Annotated in this window: 12 protein-coding genes and 1 tRNA gene; 5 read left to right on the plus strand and 8 right to left on the minus strand. The window is 49.1% G+C overall.

All coding sequences use genetic code 11. From position 1 onward, the window contains the following. Nucleotides 1-1,205: 1,205 nt before the first annotated feature. Nucleotides 1,206-3,059 (minus strand): ATP-binding protein, encoded by a 1,854-nt coding sequence (locus GOV79_RS14220; RefSeq protein WP_170790263.1) that lies wholly within the window; start codon nucleotides 3,057-3,059, stop codon nucleotides 1,206-1,208. Between the two features lie 9 nt (nucleotides 3,060-3,068). Then, nucleotides 3,069-3,290, minus strand: coding sequence for a hypothetical protein (locus GOV79_RS14225; RefSeq protein ID WP_170790264.1), 222 nt, complete (start codon nucleotides 3,288-3,290; stop codon nucleotides 3,069-3,071). A 430-nt stretch (nucleotides 3,291-3,720) separates the two neighbouring features. On the opposite strand from GOV79_RS14225, the gene GOV79_RS14230 reads away from it, so the two are divergent. Beyond that, on the plus strand, nucleotides 3,721-4,311 hold the full coding sequence (locus tag GOV79_RS14230) for a recombinase family protein (protein WP_170790265.1): 591 nt from the start codon (nucleotides 3,721-3,723) through the stop codon (nucleotides 4,309-4,311). A gap of 171 nt (nucleotides 4,312-4,482) precedes the next feature. Further along, nucleotides 4,483-5,448 carry an HNH endonuclease gene (locus tag GOV79_RS14235; RefSeq protein ID WP_214648132.1) on the plus strand — a complete coding sequence of 322 codons (966 nt, stop codon included), beginning with the start codon at nucleotides 4,483-4,485 and terminating at the stop codon, nucleotides 5,446-5,448. A 69-nt stretch (nucleotides 5,449-5,517) separates the two neighbouring features. On the opposite strand, the gene GOV79_RS14240 is transcribed toward GOV79_RS14235, so the two are convergent. Then, on the minus strand, nucleotides 5,518-5,874 hold the full coding sequence (locus tag GOV79_RS14240; protein ID WP_170790266.1) for a single stranded DNA-binding domain-containing protein: 357 nt from the start codon (nucleotides 5,872-5,874) through the stop codon (nucleotides 5,518-5,520). An 804-nt stretch (nucleotides 5,875-6,678) separates the two neighbouring features. Between GOV79_RS14240 and GOV79_RS14245 the strand changes: the two genes are divergently transcribed. Beyond that, the gene (locus GOV79_RS14245; protein WP_170790300.1) at nucleotides 6,679-7,074 is read left to right on the plus strand and encodes a thermonuclease family protein; all 396 of its coding nucleotides are present in this window, start codon (nucleotides 6,679-6,681) and stop codon (nucleotides 7,072-7,074) included. Between the two features lie 61 nt (nucleotides 7,075-7,135). Then, nucleotides 7,136-7,591, plus strand: coding sequence for a hypothetical protein (locus tag GOV79_RS14250; RefSeq protein WP_170790267.1), 456 nt, complete (start codon nucleotides 7,136-7,138; stop codon nucleotides 7,589-7,591). 180 nt (nucleotides 7,592-7,771) lie between these two features. Here the strand turns inward: GOV79_RS14250 and GOV79_RS14255 are convergent, their stop codons facing one another. The 4 genes from GOV79_RS14255 to GOV79_RS14270 form a co-directional block, all read right to left on the minus strand. Continuing rightward, entirely contained in the window at nucleotides 7,772-9,202 is a 1,431-nt protein-coding gene (locus tag GOV79_RS14255; protein ID WP_170790268.1) for a S1C family serine protease, read from the minus strand. Between the two features lie 391 nt (nucleotides 9,203-9,593). After that, on the minus strand, nucleotides 9,594-10,940 hold the full coding sequence (locus tag GOV79_RS14260) for a hypothetical protein (protein WP_170790269.1): 1,347 nt from the start codon (nucleotides 10,938-10,940) through the stop codon (nucleotides 9,594-9,596). Between the two features lie 54 nt (nucleotides 10,941-10,994). Beyond that, on the minus strand, nucleotides 10,995-12,359 hold the full coding sequence (locus GOV79_RS14265; protein WP_170790270.1) for a site-specific integrase: 1,365 nt from the start codon (nucleotides 12,357-12,359) through the stop codon (nucleotides 10,995-10,997). A gap of 84 nt (nucleotides 12,360-12,443) precedes the next feature. Then, a tRNA-Leu gene (locus GOV79_RS14270) sits at nucleotides 12,444-12,530 on the minus strand. 199 nt (nucleotides 12,531-12,729) lie between these two features. On the opposite strand from GOV79_RS14270, the gene GOV79_RS14275 reads away from it, so the two are divergent. After that, nucleotides 12,730-13,713: a complex I NDUFA9 subunit family protein gene (locus GOV79_RS14275; RefSeq protein WP_170790271.1), complete on the plus strand. Its 984-nt coding sequence runs from the start codon at nucleotides 12,730-12,732 to the stop codon at nucleotides 13,711-13,713. On the opposite strand, the gene GOV79_RS14280 is transcribed toward GOV79_RS14275, so the two are convergent. Next, complete coding sequence (locus tag GOV79_RS14280) at nucleotides 13,714-14,517, minus strand: undecaprenyl-diphosphate phosphatase (protein ID WP_170790272.1); 804 nt, start codon at nucleotides 14,515-14,517, stop codon at nucleotides 13,714-13,716. Nucleotides 14,518-14,530 lie beyond the last annotated feature (13 nt).

The following is a 14,530-nucleotide window of genomic DNA, read 5'->3' on the forward strand; positions in this document are numbered from 1 at the left end:
ATAACATTATACACACAGTGCGTCAAATACTTGACAGGACATTAAACACACTATACACACTATACACATATTACGTTACTTTCGCTCTGCTTATCTCTGGGAGACAACAACCATGGTCAATTTTTTTCAGCTTCAGTTTCATCGCGCACATGAAATCTGCGTGGTTTTTCATGTCTGTTATGTTTGCTATGAATTTGCGCACAAAGCGCATGTGATCTAACGTCTTGATCGGCGATATTATCGCCAAGAAACTTGAACCGGTACGCCAAAAACCAAACGCGATACGGCAGCCCCAATAAAGTAAGCCCACTTTGGTTTATTGGGTCTAGTCGATTACTGGGGGCATCGAAGTCCAATATTTGAAGGTCAGCGTGGGATTCCGGAGCGTTTACCTTTTTGATGGTGCCGGAATGGTAGCCTGCTGCCGATATGACGCCGCAAGCCATCGACCAAGCTAAAGGCTCAAATACCTTAACATTTGATAAACCTGACAAAGTTTAAAACTGGGCACGACAACAATAGAGGCACAGCCCATGCAGGTTTCGATAAAAGACTTAGAAAATTACAAGATTTATGTAGCAAAGGCTATTCAAAGTCGGGCAGACGGTGAACTTTACATACCAATCTTTGAAAGGCTTGAGCGAGAAATCCACTACCGGCGTCAAAACCTAGATACGATGTCCAGAATACGAGCTATCGCGAACATGAGTTAGCTTGCAGCCTAAGCTTCCCGTTAACTCACCAATATCCTGAATGCCGCTGACGTCTCGTTGACGGCATTTTTCTTAATCGAAGCTCTCAGTATTCAGAAGTGAGTGGGTTCCTTTCATCAATAAGTGCAGAGGTGGGATTGAAGCACTCCACCCACCTTGTCATCGATTCTCGGTTTTGTTTAGGTAGGAATTTCTGCTTGCAATGTGGCGACAAGGAAACACGCAAAAAGACCTTAGTGTGCTACAAAACGTGATACAGATGCCGCACGAAAAACAACTTGTTTCCCTAGTAAACCTAATAGAAACAATGAATTAACTAGATAATGTACATGATTTTTGGTGCCCAGGAGAGGTCCTGTCTATATTATTTAAACAAATGATATCAAATATTTAACCAGCGTCAAAAATTACTTGTGGACTCAATTGTGGACCTGCGTGACGGAAAGAGCTTTCAATCCTATCCCGAAGGCCGTTGAAAACATGGCACTGAGACTAGTCCATCGCTGTGTCTTCAATTTCCAACGCCTCTGCTTTCAATTCAGTACGAATCCACTTCCGAGCGACGTTGATACTTTGACGATAATCATCGGCTGCCAATGAAAGTGACTCGGGTGAAGTTGCTCTGTCGAGATCGTCTACAGACCAATCCTCTGACAGGCGTTTACTAATTGCATAGCAGGTGGCTTTGCCGACCCGAAATGCTGTAAATCGTTGGGCGGCACGAAGTACAAGTTTGCGAAGTTCTTCCGCCTCCACTTGACCTGCAAAAGGCAACTCGAGCTCTTGTGCCATCCGGTCCACGGCCGAGTACTTCCCATTCACAAAAAGCGTTTGTGCGTCCTTATAGTACTTTCCGGCACGCCCCTTAATTCCTTTGGCTTCAATGTCTTCAGGCTTAACCAGGATTTCTATTTCTGGCACCCTTTCAAGTGCCTTGGTTTCTTTGGACAGCTTTGCACCTTCTGGAGCACGGCGAACTCGTGTAGCAGAAGCTCTTTTTGATTGTGCATCGATACGACGCACTAAACCTTCTTCATCTTCGCTGAAACCCTCTGAATCTGATGGTTCTGTCTCGTCAGTGCCTTGATCGAATAAATCTACCTTATCCGGTAGTGATTTGGACGGCGAGAAAGCAACAGTCGGAACCTTGAACTCGTCTAATACCTTCTGAAGATCTTTTTGTAGGTCATCCAAGTTGTCGTCGGAGGGTGGGTGAGCATCTTTAATGACATCCTTAACCCACTGCGGCATCAGCTCTCTAACCAAAGTCGCAAAGTGTTCTGTGGTCAGAGCGGACCGGTCACTGGGCAACGTGAGGCCGTCGCGATACTGATTGGGCAGCGCCATTTCGTCAGGAAGAACTATTTCTATTGTAAGCACCGTGGAACCAAAAGGGATTCCAAAATTGGGAGCAACGGTAGACCACTTCTTTTTGTTTTTGATGTCGTATCGCTCAGCTTTGTGAACTAAGGCGCAAAAGGTTGTGGACTGCGTCGCCGGGTTTTTTAGCGAACTCAGTGTGTGGCTGTACCTGTCGTGCTTAGGGTCATGAATATAATGCACTGTAACTCCCGTTTCAGGGCATGTGACCTTTTCCGCATTGGGTAACTCAGGCACTATGAAAGAAAGCGGCTTAAGTGAGCGGAACCTGTCTTCTTCAAACTTGCCGCCGCCTTTTGTCATTGCGGTATTCACAAATACTTCAACGCCTGGCCGGAACTCTGCAAAACGTTGAAATATCTGCGTGGCAATGTAGCTACGATCCACTGAGACCTTTTTTCCAATGGGTTTTTCAACCGTGTCGTGATCGTGATCTTCACCAAGAAGCACAACCTCAGTCCAATCAGTGTTCTTGGGCATTCCTTCTGATGTCGCTAACCAAGTTACATCGAAAACAGTATCTTCGCTTCCATCGTCGAATTGAAATGGGAATCTGACATACGTCTGTAACTCCTCATCATATCCAATCGTTACTTCATGAATGATGCCATCTCGACAAGATCGATATCTAATGCCTTCGGGATTTATTGTCAGACCGGAAACCTTCGCACCAATCCCAAAATTCTCGTCTAACGCCAACTGTTTATTTATTGATGATGACAGGTTGGTAGCGACTCGAAGATCTTTCTCGCTCATACCTGGGCCCGTGTTCCAGAATGTTAACTTACGCACCCCATCAATTTTGGTTGGATAGATGCGCACTGTCCTTTGCCCCTCTGGAGCCAGTGCAGCGTTCTCTTGAGCGTTCATAAAAAACTCTCGCACGAGCGTATGAGTAGGAGCTTGCTCGATCAGACGATTAATCAAGAAGCGGTCGTCATCAATTTTTAGCGGTTCGGCACTCATCTAGTGTTCCTAGAGCTTGAATGTGTCTGAATCGGAAGCGGATGTAGGGTTGAACTTTCGTTCGAGCTCACTTGTGGCTTCCCGCAGAGCTTTGATGATCTTTTTTACGTCTTGATCATCATAATCGTAGGCCCGTTTGTTTGAGAGATTCCCAATTTTCCGGATGGCATCCAAGGCCGAACGGGTTCTTCCCTCCGCCAATTTTACAAATTTCTCACGCTTTTCAGTCATACCGTTGTACCTAAACACGTTCGTATTTCACGCATAATTGATGAATTTCATAGAGTCAATCCATCAAGTTTTGGAAGAAATTCGGAAGATTTTGGTGAAATAATGAGGCGTATTTGCAAATATCAGAGCGTATTCGAGTAGTGGAGGTCATATTGTCCAAGGTGTTTCTAAACGCGCTTTCGGATCGAAAACCGAATAATAACAACAATAAAGACCCAAGTTTTTTGAACTTGAAACCGTGAATCCCCCCGCCCTTCTTTTGAGTTTGACTTGGGCGGAGATGCTTGACGATTTTTTTGCCAATAGACCTTGCCTTAGTGTCAGCTCCTTAGGGTGGCGGATTTGTCTGTCTATGGAGTCGGTTTTCACTTTTGGCAGACACTCTGCCTCGACTCCTTAGAACCTAATGGCAGACAAGGAGACCATCGCCATGTTGATTGGATACGCCAGAACATCGACCCTAGAGCAGAATGCTGGCTTAGAAGCTCAGAGAGAGTCACTTAAGGGCAATGGCTGTGAGCGTCTATTCGAGGAACAAGTAAGCTCTACAGCTTTCAGAGGAGCGCTCAGGGACGCTCTGACCTTTTGTCGAGAAGGAGACACGTTGGTTGTCACCAAGTTGGATAGATTAGCTCGCTCAGTAAAGCATCTGGGTGAGATCATCGAGGAGTTGGATGTCAAAAGAGTCGAGCTGAGAATACTTGATCTTGGGCTGGATACATCAAATGCAACTGGGAAGCTGATGCTAAACGTTCTAGGTTCGGTAGCCCAGTTTGAGCGTGAGCTGATGCTGGAAAGACAGCGTGAGGGTATCGTTAAGGCAAAGGCTGAGGGTAAGTACAAAGGCCGGAAACCCACGGCTCAGTTGAAGGCACATGACATTCTGCAACTCGTGCAGTCGGGGATCAGCAAGCGCAAAATCGCCCAGCGCCTCGGGTTGTCTGAGAGATCCGTGTACCGAGTTTTATCGGCGACAAATGAAGGTGTTGTTGTGGAACAACAGCGCTGCAAAAGTCATTAATTTATAGAAGATTACGTCTTTTGATGGCGACGCTACTTAGCAACAGTTATGTAGCGTTGCTTCTAATGATAACTCAGTTTGTTGACAGTAGTGTCGTTACGGTGATGTTCCACCAGGGCGCCCTAAAACTGTTCGAAGATCAACTTGTGACGGCTAATGCGGAGTAAACATTTGACTGATCTTGAAGAGATGCTTTCTGCCCTGCTTGATGATCACCGGGACGCCCTCCTTTGGTTTGATCGCCACAAAGGGCAAACAATTCCATGGTCGGTGATCCAAGCACAGGCAGAATACGGGCCACGTTTAGTTGCTCAGGCTAAGGGGATTTATAAGCCGCGCTACACCGACTATTCGCTCAGTGCTCGCACACTGCAAGAGGGCCCTTATCCTGATAAGGAAGTCGAGCATCGTTCAGATGGTAGTTGGGTCGTTCAATACTACCAGGAGAACCCCGATCCAAAGCTTGTAGAAAAAGAGGCAACCAATCGAGGTTTATTGAAGTGCATGTCTGATGGTGTTCCCATCGGCTTTTTAGTAAAGCGAAAACCTAAACCAGGTGTGACCTATGATGTTCTTGGTCTGGGTATGGTTTCAGACTGGAAAGACGGCTACTTCACGATCGAAGGCCTATCTGATGACGGCTCGGTTCGGACCGGGAACGAAGCGAATGATGCTGCCCTGACTAGAGCGAAATATGCAACCTCGGATGAGACCGAAACACCCGAGTTTGACGCGTCCAACGACCAGGACCTCCGAGAAAAGATTGTATCTACAGTTGCCAAGCGACGAGGCCAGGCAAGATTCCGGGCTAAGATGCTGTCTGCCTATTCAGGTAAATGCGCGATATCAGGTTGCGATCTCTCGGAGGTGCTTGAGGCAGCCCATATTCGACCGTTCAGGGGAGACCATTCCAATCACCCACAAAACGGCCTGCTGCTACGAGCAGATTTGCATACGCTATTTGATCTTGGGCACATCGCGATCACAGATGATTTTCAAGTAGTCATGAGCAAGCAAGCCGAGGAAGCAGATACCTACAAGCCATTCAGCGGCAAAGCCATCGCCTTACCCAACAATCGAAACTTGTGGCCTTCAGAGTTGGCTTTGGCTGAGCATCGCAAATGGGCAGGACTGTAGATCGAATTTTTTAACATGCCCCCAACACTTAGTACCGTGACTACATTAGATAAAATGACGGGAGAAGGATTAACGTACCTGAACTTGGTCCGGTGAAGACAAAATAATTTGTGGTTTGCCTTTGTAGAGTTCGATGGTTCCACTGATGGCGACGGTGTTTCCCTCAAGTGCGTAGACACTAGGAAACTTGTGGCCATGGCTTCGGAAAATCACAGCATAAAACACATGATTTGGGTATCGGCCGCCGAAGTTTATGAAGGTCGTTCCTTTCCCACTGTTTGAAACTTGGCTGACGACTCCCACAACTGTTGCACTGTCTCCTAAGTGTTGAATTGCTTCCCGAGGAGAAATTTCACCGGCACCTGCAGGCAAGGCAAGCACCAAAACCAGGGCTAGAACGGACATAAGTTTATGAATTATAGGCATTTACATCTCTATCAAATCTACAGTGTTTAAGGATCTTCACGTAGAAGCGGTTGAATCCTTTGTTAACTGAAGCTCGTTCCGAATTTCTAAAGGCTACTTCACTGGTTCCGACCGGGCTTCCAGAACCTAGGTTTGGCCATCGAAGTTAGCTAATGGATAAACGAGCAACCTTTAAGTTGGACAGGTGGAAGTTGTTACAGGATAGGTAAAAGCGGGTTGATTGGCTCAAGCAGTCGGTAGTTCCCAGTGAATCAATGCTGAAGTTTTTTCTCCATTTAAACCGCTGATTGTGAGACCAAGTATTAGTACTTAAGTGTAGAGATACTTGGCTTCTTCTTTTTAGCTGTCGACTTAGTGGCAATGGTAAGGCTGTTTGCCTGCGTGGCAGCATTGTCCTGGAGGGCTACTCTTACGACAACCGCCGCTGTGCTCGGTGTAGTCAACCGTAGGCAACAAAATTGATTGAGTGTTATCGGCAGCAAAGACTGAATGAGACGTCATTGACGCCACCATGGCAAAGAAAAGAGCTATTTTTCTCAAAGATTTATTTCCTTCTTTCCTGTGTTTTGTGCACCTTATGTACGGTCAACGTGAAACCTTGTTGTTGACGGCACGCACCCGCTGTAATTTCAGTAAAACATGTCAGGAATTTGGTGTCATTTTGACACTTAGCTGTCAATGGCAAAGCGGATTCTTGGAGGCCGAAGTCGCTCAAAGACTCCCAGAATAACCGAAGAACTTACATGGAGCTTTCTACCTATGTGGTTGACCAAAACTAAAATCGACAGCTTCCTAAAGAACAGGATGAAACAACTTCTAGCTTTATTCGTTCTAAGTCTACCCACTATATCTCAAGCCGAGGGACTCCATGTTCGCGATGCAGATACCATTGTCGTCAACGGTACCCCGGTTCGCCTGAACGGCGTGGATGCGCCCGAACTCGGTACTCGATCGGGCCAGGACGCCAAACGATGGATGGTTAATTATCTTCGAGGAAAATCTATTTCCTGTGATTTGAGTGGCGAACGCACTTATGACCGATGGGTAGGCGTATGTTTCGCAGATGGCGAGGACGTGGGAGCCGCTGTAATCGCCGCTGGACACGCATTGGACTGTGCCAGGTATTCGGGCGGACGCTACAGGCATCTGGAGACACCAGCGGCCAAGTCACGGCTCCGGCGGGCAAGTTATTGTCGTTGAGTGACCGGGGAAGGGTCTACCAAGCATTTCGAACATACTAGCCTGAGGGAACGTAAGCCGTATGAGTTCAAAGGAACCTGGAAAGCGCGTTTATTCTCGTCGCGGTGTGATTGGAGCTCGGCAGCTTGGTCGACTTTCGAATCTGCTTAATGCATGGGTGCGATGGTTTTCCGGTTTCACGTCGAGTTTTGATCTTCTTGGGTTGATATTTTCATTACTTTCGCTTCCAAGTCAGTCCGAAGGCTTCGGAGGAAAAATGTTTAAAAGAATCAAAGCTTTTAGTTACGAGATATGGACTTGGTTTCGTCGCCGCTCTTTGTTCATCCAAATACTTCTTATCTTCCCGATTCTTTGTGCAATCGCTGTGACCGTTTTGGTTGGCAATATGGGGTTAGCTCTGATGGGTACAGCAGTTGCACTTTACGCCCCGGTTGTTGGTTGGGTGGGTGGTCTATTTACTGTGATCTTGGCGAAAGCAGGTATTATTGTCGCTAAAGAGCATCGTCAGCACAGGTAAAACTGAATTGAGAATCACTTGCGTGCAGAGCCAAAAAGGTCTTTTGAGTTTGATTCAAGCACACCAGACTAGATCTACACTCTAGCAGCTTCAGGGAAGACTCTTAGGGTTAACAGTTGTGTCCGATGATGTTGCAGCACCTGGAGCTTTCACCCTCAGGCCCAGCCGATGAGCACTTTATCATTGGCACTCAACAAAAGTCGTGAAACTTGTAGCCTTTTCAGCAATTTCTTCTGGCTCTAAGCGCTGATCATCCAAACTCAGTCTGGGCTCAACGCCATTTTGGGCGAGGAACAGTCTTGCTATCTCTCCCCGAATGGCAAAGTTGACGTTTTGAGGAACGTCTCCCAATGCGTCAGCTACTTTGAGCTCATTAAGTTTTGACACAACAACGCCCACAACCTCACCGTCAGAAGCAAGCAGAGGACCGCCCGAGTTACCACTTTGGATTGGACTCGTAATCTGCATCGTAACTGAGTCTCCTCCTAAGCCCTTCAGTGACGAAACCGATCCTCTTGTTATGTTTAGGCCACCAAGCATTCCAGCATATGGGTATCCAGCAGCGGTAACATCTGAATTGAGTTTTGCCGAACTTGCTGAGAATACAGCGACTGCTTTGTTTTGAACGGCTTCTGACTGTAGAAGCGCCAAATCAAATTCATCAGAAACGGCGATCATTTGAGCGTTTTGCCCGTCCACGGATATTGCTTTGCATCCCTCGATGACGTGCGCATTAGTTAAAACATGTCCAGCTTCAGAAACGACGAATCCGCTCCCTGAACTTCCTGAGAGGCTTTCCTCGTTAGGGGGTGGAGCGTTGGCTGACTGCGTTTGGTCTTCCTCTGTTTGTTCGAGCACGTCGATTGTTCTTTTTACGACGTAGTCAAGTTTACCACCTGTCGTGAAGGATAATGGCTGCACCCGATTTGGCGAGATACTAGAAGCAACTGTACCCAAGACGGCTGAGTCTCGTTCATTTGATGAGAGCATCACAGTCGACCAAGACCCGTTAATAAAGTCGGAACGTGTGTAGAGAATAGAGCCATCTCGTTCTGTGGCGGATGAAACAGCTAGGTTCGACTTTCGAACAGAATAGGGTTGCGATGCACTCTTGTGAGTTCTCAAAGTGAAGTCATGTAAGTTCTGCGTAATGTCCTTACTGTGAATACCCATCGAAATCGCAAGGCTGCTTCTTGAATGGCGATAATTCACAAAGTATTCAGTGTCGGCCTCACGAACGATTGCCTTTTCGGGCCACAAGAGCGACAAACCCATGCCTGAAAAATAGTTGAACTCCCACCCATTGTCAGACAGTCGCTCAAAGAGCGACCAAGCAAGCATTGCCATGTGCCAGTCTTCAGGTGCAGTGCCAAACTCGCTTTGAGAGTATCTGCGTAATGCCCGGTCGCTAATCCGCCCCCATGCCCCGTCTAACAAGCCTTGATACTTTCCCTCAAAGGCTAATGCGGTTTGAAGAAAGCGCTTGTCTTGGTATGTCAGGTCGCTGGCGTCAAAATCCCTAAAGAGAACTTCGAAGTCTTGAGAGTACGCTTTGTTCGGTGCTTCCAGCCAGAAAAACAATGCTAAAAACAGACAAAAGAGTTTATTCAAGCCAGAGTGCGGCAACGTAGGAACCCGTATTAGTTTGGTTTTCGTTGGTCTTAAGGTCTTACAGAGAGACTTCTTTGACCACCCCTCGTTGCAAGAATTGCGCACGTCGCATTAAGTTATGGCTCAAAACCAACAGTGAGCTGCATCTTTGTGGGTCAATTACAAACTCGCCAGTAAGAACAGCGTTTCCCTCACTTTAAATCGATCACCAGTGGGCCGAGTTGCAAATTGATCTACCCAGATCAACGGTGAATTTAAGTGATCATCTCTTACGCCTCATGGTAATTCGTATCGATCTCATAGTGTGTCTCGGGGACTATTGGGCCAACTTCTTAGAAGTAGAATAATTACTACTGCTACTGGGTACGCCTAAAGTAAGATCCAAGGATACTTAGGCTACCAAATAGGCAAACTCCACGCCCGGGATGTCAACGTGAGGTCTAAACCCAAGGCGCTTCTCGTAGGCATCTCTGAGACAATTGGCTGCGTATCCAGCGTCGCGCACTCGAACGATCAAGCTGTCGTGGATAGGTAGAGAGGGTACTTGATCCTCATTGTGCATGCTCATCATTGCAGTGAAAAAGCATTCAGCCTCTTCGAACTGAAGATTGGCCCAGTCAAGCTCGCCCTTTTTTAACTCCAACAAGACAGGGTGCTTCTTTAAGATCGCCTCGGTGATGTCCTTCATTTTATGTCGCTTTTGCGGTGCCCAGCCGTGTTGTACTTCAAACTCTTCCTTAAAGCCTTTAGGCCATCGGGATGGTAACTTGCCACTACCGATAGCCGTTACGATTACCTTTTTGACTACTTCTCTATGGATGCCCTCAATGGAGTAGGGGTCAGTCGTCCGGTCAGGAGATTTTCCCAATATCGAGTACAGGATTGAAAGATGGCTTGCGCGTACATCAATCTCAGTCGTTTCTTCTCCATCAATTCTGATACGTGCTCGCTGCGCCTTGGGCATGTCCATCCAATTATCGTCTGAGGCACCGTAGAACCTGCCGCCAAGATTGAAGTCAAAGCCTCGGCGATCGCCACAATTGAATACGCGTCGGACGATGGGGGTATCAGACAGATTGTACTCGTGATTGGCTATCAATTGGTTGAGGTGTCTCACCCGATCACATTCGCCTCTATATCGGTCTACATTCTGCTTTATGAGCTTGCCCCTACCGGCATTTGATTGATCTGCACCTTTGGCAGCCCGAACCTGTACGACATTGGCGTGACGCTGACTGACTTCGAAGTGGTTTTTGACGGTCTGTGGCTCAACGCCATGATCGGTAGCTAAATCGAGAAAGAAACGAGTCGCTCTGAAGCGACGCGCCCTTCTATAGAATGGAACTCTTGCTCCTTCGAAATCATCACGAGCATCGATGTAGCCAGTCATTTCCATCAAACTGAGCTCGGTCCAATACTTCACCAGCTTCTCGAAGTTATCGCTGCTGACAAGGGTTGAAGTCAGTTCTTCTCGGTCAGCTGACCTGTGCATGAAGCCACGAGACTCCTCATTTGCGCTGTGTCGAAGGAGGTCTGCCGCAAAAGCACCAACGGCTTCACTGAAAGAGAGATGATCAGCTCGCCTTCGAGCACGTTTCCTCGGGTGCTTTTTTGCCTCATAAGCCAATGTTAGAGCCTGAATTGCACCTATCCATGCCTTCGCAGCGTCCGAACTAGGGGAGCGATCGAAGGTCGCCATTCTAGCGTTGTTTAGTGCGTCACGATCGTAGTCACCCATTAGCTTGGCGGCTCCATTTTTTACTGAAGGTTAGTATCGAAGTGGCAAATGGTCTCAGGTTACATCGGGAACGTCGAAGTTGATCCTGAGAAGCGCATCTCTCAGTTCGTCAAGGCTAACCCCACTGCCATACTGGGCAGAAGAAGACTTCTCACTGGAGTGCCCAAGGAGAGCAAGCTCGACCCTTACACCAACCTTGGCTGCTCTCAGCGCGTCTTTCATGTTGTGGCGTAGGCTGTAGACAACGTGCTTCGGATTGTCTGTGAACTTCCTAAGCCGTTTTCGAGTGGCTTGGCTGAAATTGTCGTGGCTGCTGCTATCAGCATAGCTCGGAAAAAGAGCGCCTGAGTCAGGTGTGTTTGCTTTCAAACGACGCGCTACATGAAGCGCTCTGCCGACCAGAGGGACTTTCCTGATACGTGATCGATCTTTCACGGACCTCAAACCATGTGGCTTGATTTCGAAATACGGTATGGGCTCATCCAGGAACAAGTCATCACTAGTCAGACCCAATACCTCGGCGTTTTGTGCCCCTGAATGATGAATCAGGGTCCAGATATCCTGCAATGTCCGGTTGTTTTCCAACTCCCGATACATGTCTTGGATCACGATAGCTGGTAAAGGGTGCCTCAAATCCACTGATGCATCATCTGGTTTGGGATACTTCAGCTTGTTGAAGGGGTTGTTGGTGTTGAGGTCATGTTCTTCAATTGCCAATGAAAAAACCGCCTTAACGTCGTTGATGTTCCGTTTTACGGAAGCTGGTGACATTTTCTTAAGAAGGTTGTCTCTGAGCGCTCTAGCATGTGCACGAGTGACGTGTTTTAGAGCAATATCCTGCTTGGTAACGCTGAGGAGATTGCGTTCGGCACGAGCGATTCTCTGAACCTGTTTCTTCCGCTTGAACGCGTCCGGTTCTTGCCTCTCGTCCAGGTAGAAGGCGAATGCTTGTTTTATGGTAAGCTCTGCATCGATGTTTTGAACACCGTGCAGTAGAGCGGTGATCATCGCAGAGTCTTTGACCGACAGGTCTTCTTGGTCGGGTTGTCCGGTCTCTGGGTTAGTTGGGTACTTGGATAGAATTGACTCAGCTCGTTCTGAGCGAGAAAGCTCTTCGTCGTCTGAACGCCCTCTCGAATAAGGGTCGATACCAGCTTCAAGAAATTGAGCCTCTATAGCTGATTTGATCGCCCAAGTTTCGGCAGTTGAAGAGGTCGAACTCGTTGATTTGAATAGAAGATCGACGTGATCGTGAATCGAAGGGTAGTTCCGCATTGCCTCAGTTTCAGACTTACCCAAAACCCTGACAATTTCGCTTTTTCCGAGGACTGCTTGAAGCCTGTCTGGAACCCTTCTGCGATACTTATACGTACCGTTCTTTTCGATTCTGAGGTGTTTTACCACGAGTGTTCTTGTCATTGGCTTTGTGGACCTGATTGTGGACCTCACTAGGCCAGCAATCCGGAAAAGCCAACTTATTTCAATAATTTAGGCTTGTTGGATTGGTGCCCAGGAGAGGACTCGAACCTCCACGTCCATACGGACACTAGCACCTGAAGCTAGCGCGTCTACCAATTCCGCCACCTGGGCAGGTGTCGTGGAGGGGCGTTTAAGCCCACTGGCGAGGGGCGTCAACCGGATTCGGGAAGTTTTTTGAAAGTTTTTTGACCGCATACGGAACACCCCTGAGAATGGTGGGGTTTTTCCCTTGCACGCGGCGTTATTGCGCCTTGTTCCGCGACCTTTTGGGCGGTAGATCGGATCTGGACCTAAAAACAGGAGCCCTTCTATGTCAAAACTGGTCACGATTTATGGCGGATCTGGGTTTGTCGGCCGGTATGTCGCGCGGCGCATGGCAGGCGAAGGGTGGCGTGTTCGGGTAGCGGTGCGCCGTCCGAACGAGGCGATGTTTGTCAAACCCTATGGCGTGGTCGGGCAGGTCGAACCTATTCTTTGCAATATCCGCGACGATGCCTCGGTCGCAGCGGCTATGCAGGGCGCGGATGCGGTGGTGAACTGCGTAGGTGTGCTGAACGAGCTGGGCAAGAACGCGTTTGACGCCGTTCAGGCCGAAGGTGCCGAACGGATCGCACGGATTGCGGCCAAGCAGGGGATCGCGACGATAGTCCATATCTCGGCCATCGGCGCGGATGCGGACTCGGACAGCGAATATGCGCAGACAAAGGCACAGGGTGAAGCCGGCGTACTGGAACATATGCCCGGTGCCGTGATCTTGCGCCCCTCGGTCATTTTCGGGACCGAGGATCAGTTCTTCAACCGCTTTGCCGGGATGACCCGCATGGGGCCATTCCTGCCGCTGGTGGGCGCTGAGACGAAATTCCAGCCGGTGTATGTGGATGATGTGGCCAAAGCCGCTGTGCAGGGCGTTCTGGGACAAGCCAAGTCTGGCACCTATGAGCTGGGCGGGCCCGAGGTGAAATCCTTCCGCGCGCTCATGCAGCAGATGCTTGATGTGATCCATCGCCGCCGCATCATTCTCGGGATGCCATTCTTTGTGGCCCGGATAATGGCCGGCGTTCTGGATATTGTGAAGTTCGTCAGTTTCCAATTGTTCCCCAACAACATCCTGACCCGCGATCAGCTAAAGAACCTTCGGCGCGACAATGTGGTCTCGGATAGGGTCAAAGGTTTTGCCGATCTGGGGATTGAACCCGCCACGCTGGAATCGGTTCTTCCGGACTATCTGTGGAAGTTCCGCCCCTCGGGTCAGTATGACGAGATCCAGAGATCGGCCAACAATCTGCGCACCTGATTAGCTGTAGGCGATGATCAGCAGGATCACGCCCAGACAAACGCGGTAGATCACGTAAGGCGTAAAGCTGACACTGCGCAGCAGGCGCATCATCAGGGATAGCGCCAGCAAGGCGGCGGCAAAGGCAAAAAGGGCGGCGATGGCGCCGTCGATGGCCAGCCGCAGGTCGGCCTCTTTGATCACATCGACCGACAGCAGGATGCCCGATGCCAGGATCGTTGGGATCGACATCAGCATTGCGATCCGTGCGCCCTCTTCTCGCGTATACCCAAGATGCCGTGCGCCGGTGATTGTGATGCCGGACCGCGACGTGCCGGGGATCAGCGCCAGCATCTGCCACAGCCCCATGATGGCTGCATCTTTCAGTCCCCAGTCCTTGACTTCTTTTGTCTGCGGGCCTTTCTGATCCATCCAATAAAGCAACAGCCCAAAGCCCAGCATGGTCCATCCGATTATCGCCATCGAGCGCAGGGATTGGCTGAGTCCGCTTTGAAACAGGACCGCCCCAAGGATTACCGTCGGGATGGTCGAAACGATCAGCCCCAAGGCCAGTCGCGCTTGTTCAGTGTCCGTTTTACCGCGCAGCGCGCGGGGCAGCCCCGCCGCCGCGGACTTTACGTCGGGCCAGAAATACAGGACCACGGCACCCAAAGTTCCCACATGAACCGCTACGTCTATGGCCAAACCCTGATCTTGCAGGCCGGTCAGGCTGGGCAGAAGAATCAGGTGGCCCGAGGATGAGATCGGCAGGAATTCGGTGACGCCCTGAATGATTGCCACAAGAATCAGCTGAAAAAGACTCATGAACCTGCCCGTG

Source organism: Ruegeria lacuscaerulensis, from assembly GCF_013034745.1.
In the GTDB taxonomy this organism is placed as follows: Bacteria; Pseudomonadota; Alphaproteobacteria; order Rhodobacterales; family Rhodobacteraceae; genus Ruegeria; species Ruegeria lacuscaerulensis_B.

What these genes read in the sequence shown, in the direction of transcription:
- GOV79_RS14260 (WP_170790269.1), bottom strand. Translation starts at nt 10,940, where the DNA reads ATGGGTGACTACGATCGTGACGCACTAAACAACGCTAGAATGGCGACC.
- GOV79_RS14275 (WP_170790271.1), top strand. Translation starts at nt 12,730, where the DNA reads ATGTCAAAACTGGTCACGATTTATGGCGGATCTGGGTTTGTCGGCCGG.
- GOV79_RS14225 (WP_170790264.1), bottom strand. Translation starts at nt 3,290, where the DNA reads ATGACTGAAAAGCGTGAGAAATTTGTAAAATTGGCGGAGGGAAGAACC.
- GOV79_RS14245 (WP_170790300.1), top strand. Translation starts at nt 6,679, where the DNA reads ATGAAACAACTTCTAGCTTTATTCGTTCTAAGTCTACCCACTATATCT.
- GOV79_RS14250 (WP_170790267.1), top strand. Translation starts at nt 7,136, where the DNA reads ATGAGTTCAAAGGAACCTGGAAAGCGCGTTTATTCTCGTCGCGGTGTG.
- GOV79_RS14230 (WP_170790265.1), top strand. Translation starts at nt 3,721, where the DNA reads ATGTTGATTGGATACGCCAGAACATCGACCCTAGAGCAGAATGCTGGC.
- GOV79_RS14240 (WP_170790266.1), bottom strand. Translation starts at nt 5,874, where the DNA reads ATGCCTATAATTCATAAACTTATGTCCGTTCTAGCCCTGGTTTTGGTG.
- GOV79_RS14220 (WP_170790263.1), bottom strand. Translation starts at nt 3,059, where the DNA reads ATGAGTGCCGAACCGCTAAAAATTGATGACGACCGCTTCTTGATTAAT.
- GOV79_RS14265 (WP_170790270.1), bottom strand. Translation starts at nt 12,359, where the DNA reads ATGACAAGAACACTCGTGGTAAAACACCTCAGAATCGAAAAGAACGGT.
- GOV79_RS14280 (WP_170790272.1), bottom strand. Translation starts at nt 14,517, where the DNA reads ATGAGTCTTTTTCAGCTGATTCTTGTGGCAATCATTCAGGGCGTCACC.